The organism is Bradyrhizobium sp. 22, from assembly GCF_000482425.1.
Taxonomy (GTDB): domain Bacteria; phylum Pseudomonadota; class Alphaproteobacteria; order Rhizobiales; family Xanthobacteraceae; genus Bradyrhizobium; species Bradyrhizobium japonicum_B.
Map to the genome: position 1 here is coordinate 1,146,322 of NZ_KI519400.1, position 13,472 is coordinate 1,159,793.

General features: G+C 66.5%; 12 protein-coding genes. All 12 read right to left on the reverse strand.

The annotated features are described in order from the left end of the window. Positions 1–19: 19 nt before the first annotated feature. Positions 20–1,822 (reverse strand): cation:proton antiporter domain-containing protein, encoded by a 1,803-nt coding sequence (locus K410_RS0130740; protein WP_028138426.1) that lies wholly within the window; start codon positions 1,820–1,822, stop codon positions 20–22. Between the two features lie 136 nt (positions 1,823–1,958). Further along, on the reverse strand, positions 1,959–2,795 hold the full coding sequence (locus K410_RS0130745) for an SDR family oxidoreductase (RefSeq protein ID WP_028138427.1): 837 nt from the start codon (positions 2,793–2,795) through the stop codon (positions 1,959–1,961). Between the two features lie 65 nt (positions 2,796–2,860). After that, complete coding sequence (locus tag K410_RS0130750; protein ID WP_028138428.1) at positions 2,861–4,180, reverse strand: solute carrier family 23 protein; 1,320 nt, start codon at positions 4,178–4,180, stop codon at positions 2,861–2,863. 418 nt (positions 4,181–4,598) lie between these two features. After that, entirely contained in the window at positions 4,599–6,212 is a 1,614-nt protein-coding gene (locus tag K410_RS0130760) for an ABC-F family ATP-binding cassette domain-containing protein (protein ID WP_028138430.1), read from the reverse strand. A gap of 169 nt (positions 6,213–6,381) precedes the next feature. After that, the gene (locus K410_RS0130770) at positions 6,382–6,729 is read right to left on the reverse strand and encodes a RidA family protein (protein ID WP_028138431.1); all 348 of its coding nucleotides are present in this window, start codon (positions 6,727–6,729) and stop codon (positions 6,382–6,384) included. Positions 6,730–6,741: 12 nt separating this feature from the next. Then, positions 6,742–7,863, reverse strand: coding sequence for an NAD(P)/FAD-dependent oxidoreductase (locus K410_RS0130775; RefSeq protein ID WP_028138432.1), 1,122 nt, complete (start codon positions 7,861–7,863; stop codon positions 6,742–6,744). Further along, on the reverse strand, positions 7,860–9,278 hold the full coding sequence (locus K410_RS0130780; RefSeq protein ID WP_028138433.1) for an FAD/NAD(P)-dependent oxidoreductase: 1,419 nt from the start codon (positions 9,276–9,278) through the stop codon (positions 7,860–7,862). The genes K410_RS0130775 and K410_RS0130780 overlap by 4 nt, the downstream gene beginning before the upstream one ends. After that, positions 9,275–9,571: a (2Fe-2S)-binding protein gene (locus K410_RS0130785; protein WP_028138434.1), complete on the reverse strand. Its 297-nt coding sequence runs from the start codon at positions 9,569–9,571 to the stop codon at positions 9,275–9,277. Before K410_RS0130785 ends, K410_RS0130780 begins: the two co-directional genes overlap by 4 nt. Before the next feature lie 27 nt (positions 9,572–9,598). Beyond that, positions 9,599–10,735, reverse strand: coding sequence for an NAD(P)/FAD-dependent oxidoreductase (locus tag K410_RS0130790; protein WP_028138435.1), 1,137 nt, complete (start codon positions 10,733–10,735; stop codon positions 9,599–9,601). A gap of 8 nt (positions 10,736–10,743) precedes the next feature. Beyond that, positions 10,744–11,550 carry an ABC transporter permease gene (locus K410_RS0130795; protein WP_028138436.1) on the reverse strand — a complete coding sequence of 269 codons (807 nt, stop codon included), beginning with the start codon at positions 11,548–11,550 and terminating at the stop codon, positions 10,744–10,746. Continuing rightward, on the reverse strand, positions 11,547–12,422 hold the full coding sequence (locus K410_RS0130800) for an ABC transporter permease (protein ID WP_028138437.1): 876 nt from the start codon (positions 12,420–12,422) through the stop codon (positions 11,547–11,549). Before K410_RS0130800 ends, K410_RS0130795 begins: the two co-directional genes overlap by 4 nt. Then, positions 12,419–13,459, reverse strand: coding sequence for an ABC transporter ATP-binding protein (locus K410_RS0130805; RefSeq protein WP_028138438.1), 1,041 nt, complete (start codon positions 13,457–13,459; stop codon positions 12,419–12,421). Before K410_RS0130805 ends, K410_RS0130800 begins: the two co-directional genes overlap by 4 nt. Positions 13,460–13,472: the final 13 nt, after the last annotated feature.

Genomic DNA, 13,472 nt, shown 5'->3' on the forward strand with positions numbered 1-13,472 from the left:
GCGACGCGGTGTTGCCAGATCAATGCCGCCGATCGTGGCGGCCTGCGATAGCCGATGGGCGGGATCCCTCCGGGTCCGCCTTGCGCGCGGCCTGCTGCAGCGTCAGCCTGAATTCGTCCCGCTTCTCGTGCACCGAGGCGATCGCATGCCCGACCGCAACGCCGAGGCCGACCAGCGCGGCCTCGGAAAGCTGCAGGCTCGCCTCGATGGTCTCCGGCACCGCATCGGTTGCGCCGATCGCATAGAGGTGGCGGGCATGCTCGGCATCCCGCGCCCGTGAGACGATCAGCACGTCCGGGCGCACCGCGCGGATTCGCTCGACGACGGCATCGATCGCCGGCCGCGACTGGATGGTGATGATCACGCCGGTCGTCTGCATCAGGCCGCAAGCTTCGAGGAAGCCCGGCTCGGTCGCATCGCCGAAATAGACCTTGTGGCCGTCGCGGCGGTCGCGTGCCACGGCGACCGCCTCGTGATCGACCGCGATGTAGTTCAGGCCGTGGCCTGTCAGCAGCGAACAGACCACCTTGCCGACGCGGCCATAGCCGACCACGATGGCCTGCGCCCGGTCGCCGGGCGGGCGAACCGCGAGTTCAGGATCGGGCGTGCGTTCGCTGCTCAGCCTCGCGGCCAATCGTCGCCCGAGCATACCCAGAAGCGGCGTCAACGCCATCGTCACGGCGGTGACGGCCACGGCGAAGCTCGACACGCGGGGCTCGATCATGCCTCCGGCCGCGGCCATTCCGATGCTGACGAAAGCGAATTCGCCGACTGGGCTCAGCAGGAATCCGATCTCGATCGCCGCGGACCATGACAGCCTGAAGAGGCGGCCGAGGGCGATGAGCACGATCGCCTTGCCGACGAGAATGCCGACAACGGCGGTCAGCAGCCAGCCCGGCTCGCGCAAGAACACGCGAAAGTCGATGGCCATGCCGACGGTGAAGAAGAAGATGCCGAGCAGCAGGCCCTTGAACGGCTCAACGGTGGCCTCGATGGCTTTGCCATACTCCGTTTCCGCCAGCATCAGTCCTGCAACGAAGGCTCCGAGCGCCATCGACAGGCCAGCCTGGTGCGCGGCCAGTCCTGCGCCGACGATGACGAACAGGGTTGCGGCGACAAACAACTCGGTCGAATGGGTGCCCGCAACCATCTGGAACAGCGGACGCATCAGCAGCCGTCCGAGCAGGATGAGGACAGCGACCGCCAGCGCGGCCTTCAGGATCGCGCTGGAGATGTGCGCCAGGACGGAGCCGCCGCTGTCCGCGCCGAGCACCGAGACGAAAACCAGAATCGGAACCACCGCGAGATCCTGGGCAATCAGCACCGCGAAGCTGGCGCGCCCGGTCGTGGTCGCAAGCCGCTTCTCACCGGACAGAAGCTCGAGCACGATCGCGGTAGAGGACAGCGCAAGGCTGGCGCCGAGGACGACGGCCATATCGGAGCTCTGCCCGGAGAGAAGCGCCACGCCGAAAATCATCGCGGACGTCACCAGCACCTGCAGGCCACCGAGGCCGAACACCAGACGCCGCATCGTGACGAGCCGCCGGAAAGACAGCTCGAGGCCGATCAGGAAGAGCAGGAAGACGATGCCGAGATTGGCGATACCCTCGACGTTCTGCGCGTCCGTCACCGTAAACCAGTACAGGAACGGGATTTCTCGCACGAGCGAGCCGAGCCCGAGCGGACCGAGAATGGCGCCGGCGCCGAGATAGCCCAGCACCGGATTGATGCCCCAATGGCGGACAATCGGCACCACGACGCCGGCGGTGCCGAGGACCACCAGTGCGTCACTATAGGCGTTGATGTTGATGGATGTGGTCACGAGCCCGTCTTGTGTCGGCGCTTGCCAATAACGGCCGCGTCGCCCACGGTCGATAGCACACGGCGCCGCAGCCCCCAAACCGTCCTGATTTCTCCGCGGACTGGCGGCCGCCGATGCGCGTGGCCAAGGCTGACGTTCAGCTTGCCCAATTCTCCCGGAATTCGGGGAATAGCGTCAGGCCTCCGCAGGCATAGATCGTCTGCCCCGTGATGTAGCTCGCATCCTCCGAGGCGAGGAAGGCGAACACGGCGGCGATCTCCTCCGGCGTGCCGACGCGCCCCATCGGAATGTGGCTGGTGACAACGCCGCGCTTGTCGGGGTCGCCGGTCCAGGCCGCATTGATCGGCGTATCGATCGCGCCGGGCCCGACGGCATTGACGCGAATGCCGCGGCCGGCAAATTCGAGCGCCAGCGTGCGCGTCAAATTGGCCATACCGCCCTTGCTGATCGAATAGGCGAGATAGAAGGGCTTCGGAATGATCTGGTGCACGCTGGAGCAGTTGATGATGCTGCCGCCGCCGCCGCGTTTGACGAAATGCGCAAGTGCCTGCTGCGCGCACAGCACGGCGCCGTTCAGGTTGACGTCGATGATGCGGCGATAGGTTTCGACGTCGAGCGCCTCGCTCGGCGATTCCTGCTGGAAGCCGGCGTTGTTGACCAGACAATCCAGTCGCTTCCAGCGCGAAAAGATCGCCTCGAACATCGCAGCGATGTCCCGCTCGTCGCCGACATTGGCCTTGACGATGCAATGATCGGGCTCGCCGTGGCCGCGCTCGCTCGAAGCTGCCCGGGCGAGCGCGAGCGTCTCCTCCGCCCGCTCCTCGTTCTCGAAATAGTTGATGGCGACGGTCGCACCTTCCTGCGCGAGCCTGACGGCGACGGCGCGGCCGATGCCCTGTGAGGCGCCGGTCACCAGCGCATAGTGGCCGACGAGGCGCGAGGGAAACGAAGTCGAGCGATCGGGTTGCGGCATGGGTTCTCTCCGGAATGCCTCATCATCGACGGGAGGCGCTTTTTGTTCCATCCCTACCGCGCATTTCATTCCGCACGGCGCGCGAGTGGCGAGGTCAGAATCTGGTAGAGAATGATGGCACCGAAGGTTGCGGTGCCGATTCCGCCGATCGTGAACGCGCCGAATTTGAGCGTGAGATCGCCCGCGCCCGCGATCAATGCCACGGCGACGGTGATCAGGTTTGCAGGATTTGCAAAGTCGACCTTGTTCTCGACCCAGATCCGGCCCGCCATCGCCGCGATCAGTCCGAACAGCACGATCGAGAGGCCGCCAATGACCGGTCCCGGGATCGACAGGATCAGCGCGCCGAACTTCGGGGAGAAGCCGAGCAGGATGGACACGAGGGCCGCGAAGGCGAACAGCAGGGTCGAATAGACTTTCGTCGCCGCCATGACGCCGATATTCTCGGCATAGGTGGTGACGCCGGTGCCGCCGCCGGAGGCGGCGACGATCGTCGCGAGGCTGTCGGCGAACAGGGCGCGTCCGAGATAGGCGTCGAGACTGCGGCCCGTCATGGCGCCGACGGCCTTGATGTGGCCGAGGTTCTCGGCAACGAGGATGATCGCGACCGGCGCGATCAAGAAGATGGCATCGGCCTGGAACGTCGGCGCGGTGAAGTTCGGAAGGCCGAGCCAGGGCGCGGCCGAAAGCGGGGTGAAGTCGATCGGCTTGCCGAAGCCGAGCCCGTTCGCGAACAGCAGATACAAGACATATCCGCCGATCGCGCCGAGGATGATCGGCAACCTTCGCCAAAGGCCTGGAGCTGCAACGGCCACCACACCGATGATCAGAACAGTCGCGAGCCCGATTGCCGTGTCGAAGGCGCCGGCGCTCACCGACTTGACCGCAACGGGCGCGAGATTGAGGCCGATGGCGGCGACCACCGCGCCGGTGACGGCCGGCGGCATCAAGCGCTCGATCCAGCCGACGCCCGACCACATCACGATCAGCGCGATCACGCCGTACAGCACGCCGGCGCCGATGATGCCGCCGAGCGCGACCGAAATATTGGGATTCGGCCCCTGCCCGGCATAGCCGGTGGCGGCGATGACGACGGCGATGAACGCGAAGCTGGAGCCGAGATAGCTCGGCACGCGCCCGGCGACGATGACGAAGAAGATCAGCGTGCCGATGCCCGAGAACAGCACCGCGACGTTGGGATCGAATCCCATCAGCAGCGGGGCGATGATCGTGGCGCCGGACATCGCGACGCAATGCTGGAGACCGGAGACAATGGTCTGCCCCCAGGCCAGCCGCTCCTCCGGCATGATCACGCCCGCGGTCTTGAGTTTCCACCGCGGAAAATAGCCTTGCGCTTGCCGGTCGGAGTCGGTTGCAGTCGCCATGTTCCCCCCAATTGCGGTGCAGCGATCGATCGTCGTGCAAACAGGCAAGAATGTGATTGTCACTTCTGCGGCGGCATCACATCGTGCAGGTCATGCAAGATCCAGATCCTGCAAGACTGCGTCCCCGGCCCACTCTATGACACAAGTCGCGGTCCAGCCAGCCAGCGGCCGCTGGCAGCAGCCCTGGTCCAGGATCCTCTACGCCCAGGTGCTGATCGCGATCGCCGGCGACGCTGCTCTGGCGAAGACGACCGGTTCCCACGCGGTAGTTTCCCGGAGTAGAAAATTGGTGCGGCACGCGTCACAACAATCGCATTGAGATCACGGATTGATACTCGTTTTTTCCACCCGACGCGCTGGGGGCAGGGCGTCGGGTTTTTGAGAATCACTACCAAATCCAGACCGCGCTCCGGCGGGATCAGACGATCCCGCCATCGACGGGCAGCGCCCTGGCGGCGACATCGATCCGTCGTGCAATCGCGATCGCCTGCAGGAACGCTTCGTCATGACTGACGACGAGCAGCGCGCCATCATAGGCCTGCAAGCCCGCTTCCACGGCTTCGATGGATTCGAGGTCGAGATGATTGGTCGGCTCGTCCAGGATCAGCAGCGACGGCGGCCGCGGGCCGCCGAGCACGCAGGCCAGGCCCGCCCGAAACATCTGCCCGCCACTCAAACTTCCGACGACCTGCAAGCCGGCATCGGCGCGGAACATGAACCGGGCCAGTGCGGCATGGCACTCGTTCGCGCCCGCCTTCGGGTTGAGACGGCGAAAATTATCCAGAATGGAGAGCCCCGGGTCGAGCAGACTGACTTTCTGATCGAACAGCGCGAAATCCGGCCTGACCCGCACGATCCCTGAGAGCGGACGCAGTTCGCCCGCGATGAGTTTGAGCACCGTCGTCTTGCCGGAGCCGTTGGGCCCGACCAGCGCGACCCGCTCCGGTCCGACGACGGCGAACGAGAGATCGCGCAGGACCGGCTGCTCAGGTCGGTAGCCGGCGCTGACGCGGTCGAGCCAAAGCACCTCCCTGCCCGCCGGCAGGCCGGTCGCGGGCAACTTGACGGAGAGCGGCTGGAGAATCTCGATGCGCCGGCGCGCCGCGGCGGCGGCCTCGAGCGCTTCCGCGCGCTGCCGCTCGGCGATTTGCGCGGTCTTGCCGCCACTATCCTCGCTGCGATCCTTCCGCGCGCCGGCCAGGATGCGCGGCATGTCGCCCTTGGCGCGCTTTTTTCGGCCGCCGCTGTCCTTGCGCGCTTTCTTCTCCGCCGCCTGCTGCGCCTTCCCGTCGATCTCGGACAGGCGCCTCTCGGCGTGCGCGAGATCGTGCCTGACAGCAGCAAGCTCGACGGCTTTCTGTTCGCGAAACCTGCTCCAGTTGCCGCCGTAGCGCGCGGCCCCAAGCGACGTCAGCTCGACGATCGCATCCATGGTCTCGAGCAGGCTCCGATCATGGCTGACCACGATCGCACCGCCGCGCCACGCTGCCAGGAGACAGGTCAGGGCCTCGCGTCCAGCCTGATCGAGATTATTGGTGGGTTCGTCCAGCAGCAGGAAGTCCGGTTCGGCGAAGATCAGGGCCGCGAGCCGGACCCTCGTGATCTGACCGCCGGACAGACGCGACAGCTCCGTATCGGGAGACAGATCGAAGCCGAGGCGCGCCAGCGCGGCTACCAGCCGAGCTTCGAGCGTCCAGTCGATCGCCGCGAGATCGTCGATCGACGCGTCGCCCCGCTCGGCACGGCGCAGCAGTTGGAGCGCCGGCCCGACGCCGAACAGATCGGCCACGCTCGCCCCCGCGGGCAACTGCGCATCCTGGCGCAGCAATCCAATGCTGCCATTGACCAGAACGCGTCCGGAATGAGGAAGATGCTCCCCTGAGATCGACGCAAGCAGCGTCGTTTTCCCGACGCCGTTGCGGCCGACGAGACCGGTCCGCTCGGCCGCGAATGTCAGATCGAGATTGGAGACAAGAGAACGGCCGTCAGGCGTGGCCAGCGACAGGTTCGACAGGATGACGGAGGCAGGCATGGAACTCCCCGTGGGCAAGGCGGATGGGCTTTGCGGTCGGGGTCGAATCCATGGCTGCGAATTTCCTGTTTGAGAGCCTCTCAGTATTCCCTTCGAAGGGCGATATCAAGGCGCGGCGCGATGAGGCGACAGCGTGAGGGGCGCTGTCGTCCCCCTTTGGCAAGCGCGATCAGCCCTTCAGCGCGGTGACCACGACCTCGATCAGCGCGCCGCCCCCGAGATCGGCGACGCCGACAGTGGCGCGGGTCGGCAGATTGTCGCCGAAGAACTCGGTCCAGGCCGCATCCATCTCCTTCTTCTTGGAAAGATCGGTGACGAAGATCGAGGCGCTGACGACGCGGCTCTTGTCGGTTCCCGCTTCTTTCAGATAGCCGGCGATCTTGCCGAGGATGTTGCGGGTCTGCTCGCCCATCGAGACCGAAGTGTCGTCGGCGATGGTGCCGCCGAGGAAGACGAAGCCGTTGGCCTCGACGGCGCGGTGCATGATGGGCGTGCGAATACTGCGGGTGATGCTCATGATGTCCTCTTGTTAGAGCGTGGAAGGATGGAAGCGGTCGATGCCGAGATCGCCGATTCGGGTCTGGGTGCCGCCGCTGACGATCAGCTCGGCCATCACGGCGCCGGCGCCGGGGCCGAGCTGGAAGCCGTGCAGCGAGAAGCCGAACTGGTGATAGAGGCCCTTGTGACGGCTGCTCGGACCGAACACCGGAATATCGTCCTTCATCTTCGCCTCGATGCCGGCCCAGGCGCGGACGATGGAGGCGCTGCGCATCACCGGAAACAGCTCGAACACGGTCTGCGCGCTGGTCGCGAGGCTCTTCCAGTCGAGCACCGTCTCGTTGCGGTCCTGATAGGGCCTCGCCAGATGGCCACCGCCGATCAGCACGGTGCCGTTCTTGAACTGCTTGAACGAAAGCTTGCGCCCGCGCAGGATCACGACGGGATCGATGAAGTGCGGCACGCGCGAGGTGATCATCAGCATCGGCGCCACGGTCTCGACCGGAACGGGCTCGCCGAGATCGGCGGCAATCCTGCCCGCCCAGGCGCCGGCGGCATTGACCAGCACCGGCGCGGCGAAGGTTTCAGGACCGACATCGACATGCCAGAGCCCGTCACGGTGCCGGATGTTGCCGGCCGCGACACCCTCACGCACGGTCGCGCCCAGCCGCTCGGCCTTGCGCCTGAACGCCGTCGTCGTCTGCGCCGGATTGGCGGCGCCGTCACGACGCGACACGATTCCGCCGGGACAGGTCTCGGCAACCGCGGGCACCAGACGACGTAGTTCAGCAGCGCCGATCAGTTCCTCGTGGGTGAAGCCCAGCGCGTTGAGCTCGGCCACGCGGGCGCGGCAGGCCGCCAGCTCCTCCTCGTTTTCCGCGACCAGCACCTGGCCGTAGCTTTCGAAGCTGCAATCGTCGTCGACGAGATCTGCGATCTTCTCCCAGATTCCCATCGAACGGATCGAGAGCGGAATCTCGGGGATGTGCCGCGCGAGCTGGCGCACCCCGCCGGCATTGACGCCCGAGGCGTGGCGGCCGGCATAGTCCTTCTCGATCAGCACCGGCTTCAGGCCGGCGAGGCACAGATGCAGCGCAGTCGAGCATCCGTGGATGCCGCCGCCGACGACGATCGCATCCACGTTTTGGGTCATCCGCGAACCACCGCCTTGACGTCCGCCTCGCTCTTGGGAACGGCGGCGAGCTCGGCGAGCGTGATCGGCTTCACCGGCGCGCGCAGCCGGTAATAACCGATCTCCTGCGGCGTCTTTCCGCGCGCCTGCGCCATCAGCTCGGTGACGGTGAGGCCGCAGAGCCGGCCCTGGCACGGGCCCATGCCGGTGCGGCGGTAGGCCTTGAGCTGGTTCGGCCCGGTCGCGCCGATCGCGACGGAATCGAGGACGTCCTTTGCGGTGACCTCCTCACAGCGGCAGACGATGGTGTCGCCCGAGGGAATCCGGAACTGCGGCCCAGGCCGGAACAGCGTGTCGAGGAAGACGCGGCCGCGCTCGGCCCTGGCGAGATCGGCGCGGAGCGTTGCCATCGGCGCGAGCTTCGCCGCAGCCGCGGGCGACAGCGCTTCCACCGCCGCGCGCGCCGCGATGCGGCCGCGCACCACGGCGGCGCTCGCACCGCCGATACCGGCGCCGTCGCCGGCAATTGCGATGCCGGCGACCGACGAGCTGCCGCTCGCATCGAGCACCGGCGACCAGCACAATTGCAGATCATCCCAGCGATGCTCGATACCGGCGGACATCGCCAGATTGACGTTGGGCACGACGCCCTGATGCAGCAGCAACAGGTCCGCAGCGATGGTCTCGCGCTTGCCGCCCGCGACATAGCTGACGCTGGCAAGCTGGCCCTCACCGGATGCCGAGAGCTCGGTGATGCCGGAGACGACCTGCACCTTCGCCTTGACCTCGCGCATCATCGACAGGCCCTTGGCGAAATAGGGCGAGGTCAGGAAGGCGAAGGCGTGCGGCAGCGCGGCGAAATAATTGCCGCGCTCGGTGGTGTCGAGGATGCGGTCGATGCGGCCGCCAAGGCGCAGGATCTGCGCGGCGAGCAGCCAGAGCAGCGGGCCCTGTCCGGCGATCACCGTGCGGCCGTCGGGCACCAGCGCCGAGGATTTCAGCATGGTCTGCGCGGCGCCTGCTGTCATCACGCCCGGCAGCGTCCAGCCGGGAATCGGGAATGGCCGCTCCAGCGCGCCGGTCGCGAGAATCACGCGCTTGGCCTTGATGAAGGCCGAAGCGCCGCCGATCGAGACGGAGATATCCAGATTGCGGTCGAGGCTCCAGACGGTGGCACGCTGGATGACTTCCGCGCTGCTGGCGCGCTGCGACTGGACGAGATCGGCCCCGATCCAATAATCGGCGCCAAGCTGGTTGCGCTCGGCAACCGGCGTCGACGAAATCGCGCGGAACACCTGACCACCGGGGCCGATGTTCTCGTCGAGCAGCAGCGTCGAGAGGCCGGCCTCGGCGGATGTTGCGGCAGCAGCAAGGCCGGCGGGGCCGGCGCCGATCACCACGACGTCGTAATTTTCGCGCTCGGGAGCCACAGTCATTTTCCGATCTCCCGCTTGCCCTTCTGGATTTCGATCTGCATGCCTTCGGCGACGGGCACCAGGCAGCCCTGCCGATTGCCGACGCCGTCGATGGTGACGAGGCAGTCGAAGCACACGCCCATCATGCAATAGGGCAGACGCGGTGCGCCGCTGACCGCGGTGGAACGCCGTGCGTCGACGCCGGAGGCCAGCAGCGCCGCGGAGACGGTGTCGCCCTGGCGCGCCGCGACGGCCACGCCGTCGACGAAGATCTGCACCGGTGGGCGTTTGTCCTGCTCGGATCTCTTGAACATGGGATGCCTCGTGGCTCCTTGAAATCTCTAGTAACCGCTGTTGTTCGCCGCGCCCGCGCCGCCAAAACGGCTCGCCGAGAACGCGCCGACCAGCTCGGGCTCGAGCGCGCCCTGCACGACCATGCGCGCGATCTCGAAAGCGTGGTTGGAGGCGAGCGTCACGCCGGAATGGCAGCAGGCGACGAAGGCGCCGGGATGCGTCTTTGACTGGTCGTAGATCGGAAAGCCGTCCTGCGGCATCACGCGGATGCCGGCCCAGCTCCTGACCACGTTGAGCCGCGACAGATGCGGGAACATGCGCTGGGCACGATCGGTCATGACCGCGCTGATCGAATGCTTCAGCGCGCGGTCGTCGAGCTCGTCCTCCTTGCTGTCGCCGATCATCACCGTGCCTTCGTCGGTCTGGCGGATCGTCGTCAGCGGGTGCGGCAGGAACGGCACCGTGCGCTCGGTCACCACGATCTGGCCGCGGGTCGGACCCATCGGGGCATGGAGACCGACCATCGGCGCCAGCGTCTGGTTGGCGTTGCCGGCGGCCAGCACCACCTTGGCGGCGCGCAGCTCGCCCTTCGGCGTGGTCAGGCGGAATTCGCCGCCGCTCTTGCCGATCGCGGAGACCGGCCGCTCCGGCAGATAGTCGATGCCGAACGCCTTGAAGCCGGTATGGAACGCGCGGAACGTGCGCAGCGAATTGACGTGGCCGTCGAGCGGGCAATAGCTGCCGCCGGAGACCTCGGGGCCGATCAGCGGCAGCGACTTCTTCACGTCGGATGCGGAGAGCATCTCCATCCTGTAGTCGGCCGCGCCGGTCTGGTTGTGCATGCGCGCGACCAGCTCGGTGCGCTGGCCGAATTCGTCCTCGCCGAGGGTGAGGTGAAAGCCGCCATTCTGCTGGAGGCAGACGTCGAGCCCGGTCTGCTGCTTCAGTTCGGACGCCAGTCGGCCCCAGGCCTGCGACGCCCGCACGGTCCACACCGTATAGGCGGGCATGCCGAGTCCCTTGCTCTGCACCCAGACCAGCGCGAAGTTCGCGCGCGAGGCTCGCTTGGTGATGTCGCCTTCGTCGAGCACGGCGACCGTCTTGCCGAGCCGGCCGAGGCCCCAGGCAATGGCGGAGCCGAGCAGCCCGCCGCCGACGACGGCGACGTCATATTCTCCTGACATGGGTTCTCCTATCGCCCCGTATCGCCCTTGCCGGCGAGCACGCGGTCGAGCCCGTAGAAGCGGTCGAGCAGAATGAGGGCGGTCATGGTGATCGCGATCACGCAGGCCGAGACCGACGTTACCAGCGGATCGATGTTGTCCTGGATGTAAAGGAACATGCGCACCGGCAATGTCTCGGTGCCGGGCGCGGCGAGGAAGACGGTCATGGTCAGATCATCGAAGGACTGGATGAAGGCCAGCGCCCAACCACTGATGACGCCGGGCAGGATCAGCGGCAACGTCACGCGGCGAAACAGGGTCCAGCCGCCGGCGCCGAGCGAGACCGCGGCCATCTCGACCGTGCGGTCCATCCCCGTCGCCGCCGCGAGCGTCAGCCGCAGCGCGAACGGAAACACGATGATGACATGGGCGATGATCAGCGCGGCAAAGCTGCCGCCGATGCCGGCCGAGGTGAAGAAGCGCAGAAAGGCGATGCCGAGCACGACATGCGGGATCATCAGCGGCGACAGGAACAGCGCCGCCAGCGCATCGCGTCCGCGGAAGCGATAGCGCGCGATCGCGAGCGCCGCCGGCACCGCGAACAGCAGCGCGACGAAGGACGAGAGCGCCCCCAACCCAAGGCTGACCCAGAAGGCGTGAATGAATTCGGGATAGTTCGCGATGGTCCTGAACCAGCGCAAGGAGAAGCCGTTGGTCGGCAGCGACAGGAAACCCTCGGGCGTGAAGGCGACGAGGCAGACCACCAGGATCGGTGCCACCATGATGACGACGAAGATGGTGTGGAAGATCAGCGCCAGCGGGCCGTTCCGTCTCATCGGAACACCTCCGCATAGCGCCGCTCGATCAGCGCGTTGCTGCCGACGACGATGAAGACCAGCGCGACCAGCAGGAGCGTCGCGACCGCAGCTCCGAGCGGCCAGTTCAGGGTGTTGAGGAATTCGTCATAGGCCAGCGTCGCGGCAACCTTGAGCCGGCGGCCGCCGATGATCGCGGGCGTCGCAAACGCGCTGGCCGAGAGCGAGAACACGATGATGGCCCCCGACAGCACGCCCGGCATGATCTGCGGCATGATGATGCGGCGGATGGTGGTGACGGGACCGGCGCCGAGCGACATCGCCGCGTTCTCGATCTGCGGATCGAGCCGCTGCAGCGCTGCCCACACCGACAGCACCATGAACGGCATCATGACGTGCGCCAGCGCGATCACCATGCCGGTTTCGGTGAACATGAAGGGAATGGGGGAGCGCATCACCCCGAGCGACATCAGGAGCTTGTTGACGAGGCCGTTGTTGCCGCCGAACAGCAGCGCCCAGCCGAGCGTACGCGCCACCACGGAGATCAAGAGCGGCCCGAGAATGACCAGCAGGAAAAAGCTCTTCCAGCGGCCGCTCATGCGGTTGAGGATATAGGCTTCGGGGGCGCCCAACACGGCAGTGAGGAGTGTCGTCAGGATCGCGACGCGAAACGTCCGCCAGAACATTTCGGCGTAATAGGGATCGGTCGCGATCTCGTGCCAGTTCTTGAGGATGAAGACCGGCTCGATGCCCTTGTACTGGCCCCAATCGTGGAACGACAGCATCACCGTCATCGCCAGCGGGATCAGGAGCACGCCGACGAACAGCATCAAGGCAGGCGCCGTCAGCGCCCACGGCGCGCGCGTGCTGCGCTCCTCGGCGGCCATGCTCATGCGGCAGTCCTCGCACGCACGCTCATGTCCTCGGGACGCCAGGTGAGACGAACGGCCTCGCCTTCGGCCGGTTGCGCCTTGCCGTCGTTCTGGCGGATCACGATCGCCGGACCGCACTCGCTCTCGCACTGAAACAGCCAGTGATTGCCCTGGAAAATCCGCGTGATGATCTTGGCGCTGAGGCCGGCATCGCCGAAGCCGATTCTTTCGGGGCGAATGCTGACGGTGACCGGACCATTCAGCCCTGCCGGCGCCGGTGCGCTCCAGGAGCCCGCCACCAGCTGCGCGGGCGCCGCGGTGCGGTCGATGGTCCCGGCAAAGTCATTGGTCTTGCCGAGGAACTGCGAGACGAAGGCGGAGGCCGGCTTCTCATACGTCTCCTGCGGCGTGCCGATCTGCTCGATCTTGCCCTGGCTCATCACCACGATGCGGTCGGACAGCGACATCGCCTCGTTCTGGTCATGGGTGACCAGGATCGTCGTGGTGCCGACGGTGCGCTGGATCTGGCGCAGCTCGATCTGCATTTCCTCGCGCAGCTTGGCGTCGAGGTTCGACAGCGGCTCGTCGAGCAGCAGCACGCTCGGCTTGATCACCAGCGCGCGCGCCAGCGCCACGCGCTGCTGCTGGCCGCCGGACATGCGGCGGGGATGGCGGTCCTCAAAGCCGGCAAGGCCGACCATCGCGAGCGCGGAGCGAACGCGCTCGGCCCGCTCGCCTCGCGGCACGTTACGCATCTCGAGGCCAAAGGCGACGTTCTCCGCCGCGGTCATGTGCGGAAACAGCGCGTAGCTCTGGAACACGATGCCGAGGCCACGCTTGGCCGGATGGATCGCGGTCAGGTCCTTGCCTTCGAGGCGAATGGTGCCACGCGTGGGATCAAGGAAGCCCGCGATCATCTGCAGCGTCGTGGTCTTGCCGCAGCCGGACGGGCCGAGGAAGGAGATGAACTCTCCCTTCCCCACCGACAGGCTGAAGTCGTCGACCACGGTCTGCGCGCCGAACTGCTTTGCGACCCGATCGAGCTCGAGATAGGCCATGACGCTGTCTCCG

Bases quoted from the DNA above. Each gene is read 5' to 3' on its own strand.
- K410_RS0130760 (WP_028138430.1), bottom strand. From the start codon at position 6,212: ATGCCTGCCTCCGTCATCCTGTCGAACCTGTCGCTGGCCACGCCTGAC.
- K410_RS0130745 (WP_028138427.1), bottom strand. From the start codon at position 2,795: ATGCCGCAACCCGATCGCTCGACTTCGTTTCCCTCGCGCCTCGTCGGC.
- K410_RS0130790 (WP_028138435.1), bottom strand. From the start codon at position 10,735: ATGTCAGGAGAATATGACGTCGCCGTCGTCGGCGGCGGGCTGCTCGGC.
- K410_RS0130780 (WP_028138433.1), bottom strand. From the start codon at position 9,278: ATGACTGTGGCTCCCGAGCGCGAAAATTACGACGTCGTGGTGATCGGC.
- K410_RS0130750 (WP_028138428.1), bottom strand. From the start codon at position 4,180: ATGGCGACTGCAACCGACTCCGACCGGCAAGCGCAAGGCTATTTTCCG.
- K410_RS0130775 (WP_028138432.1), bottom strand. From the start codon at position 7,863: ATGACCCAAAACGTGGATGCGATCGTCGTCGGCGGCGGCATCCACGGA.
- K410_RS0130785 (WP_028138434.1), bottom strand. From the start codon at position 9,571: ATGTTCAAGAGATCCGAGCAGGACAAACGCCCACCGGTGCAGATCTTC.
- K410_RS0130770 (WP_028138431.1), bottom strand. From the start codon at position 6,729: ATGAGCATCACCCGCAGTATTCGCACGCCCATCATGCACCGCGCCGTC.
- K410_RS0130800 (WP_028138437.1), bottom strand. From the start codon at position 12,422: ATGAGCATGGCCGCCGAGGAGCGCAGCACGCGCGCGCCGTGGGCGCTG.
- K410_RS0130795 (WP_028138436.1), bottom strand. From the start codon at position 11,550: ATGAGACGGAACGGCCCGCTGGCGCTGATCTTCCACACCATCTTCGTC.
- K410_RS0130805 (WP_028138438.1), bottom strand. From the start codon at position 13,459: ATGGCCTATCTCGAGCTCGATCGGGTCGCAAAGCAGTTCGGCGCGCAG.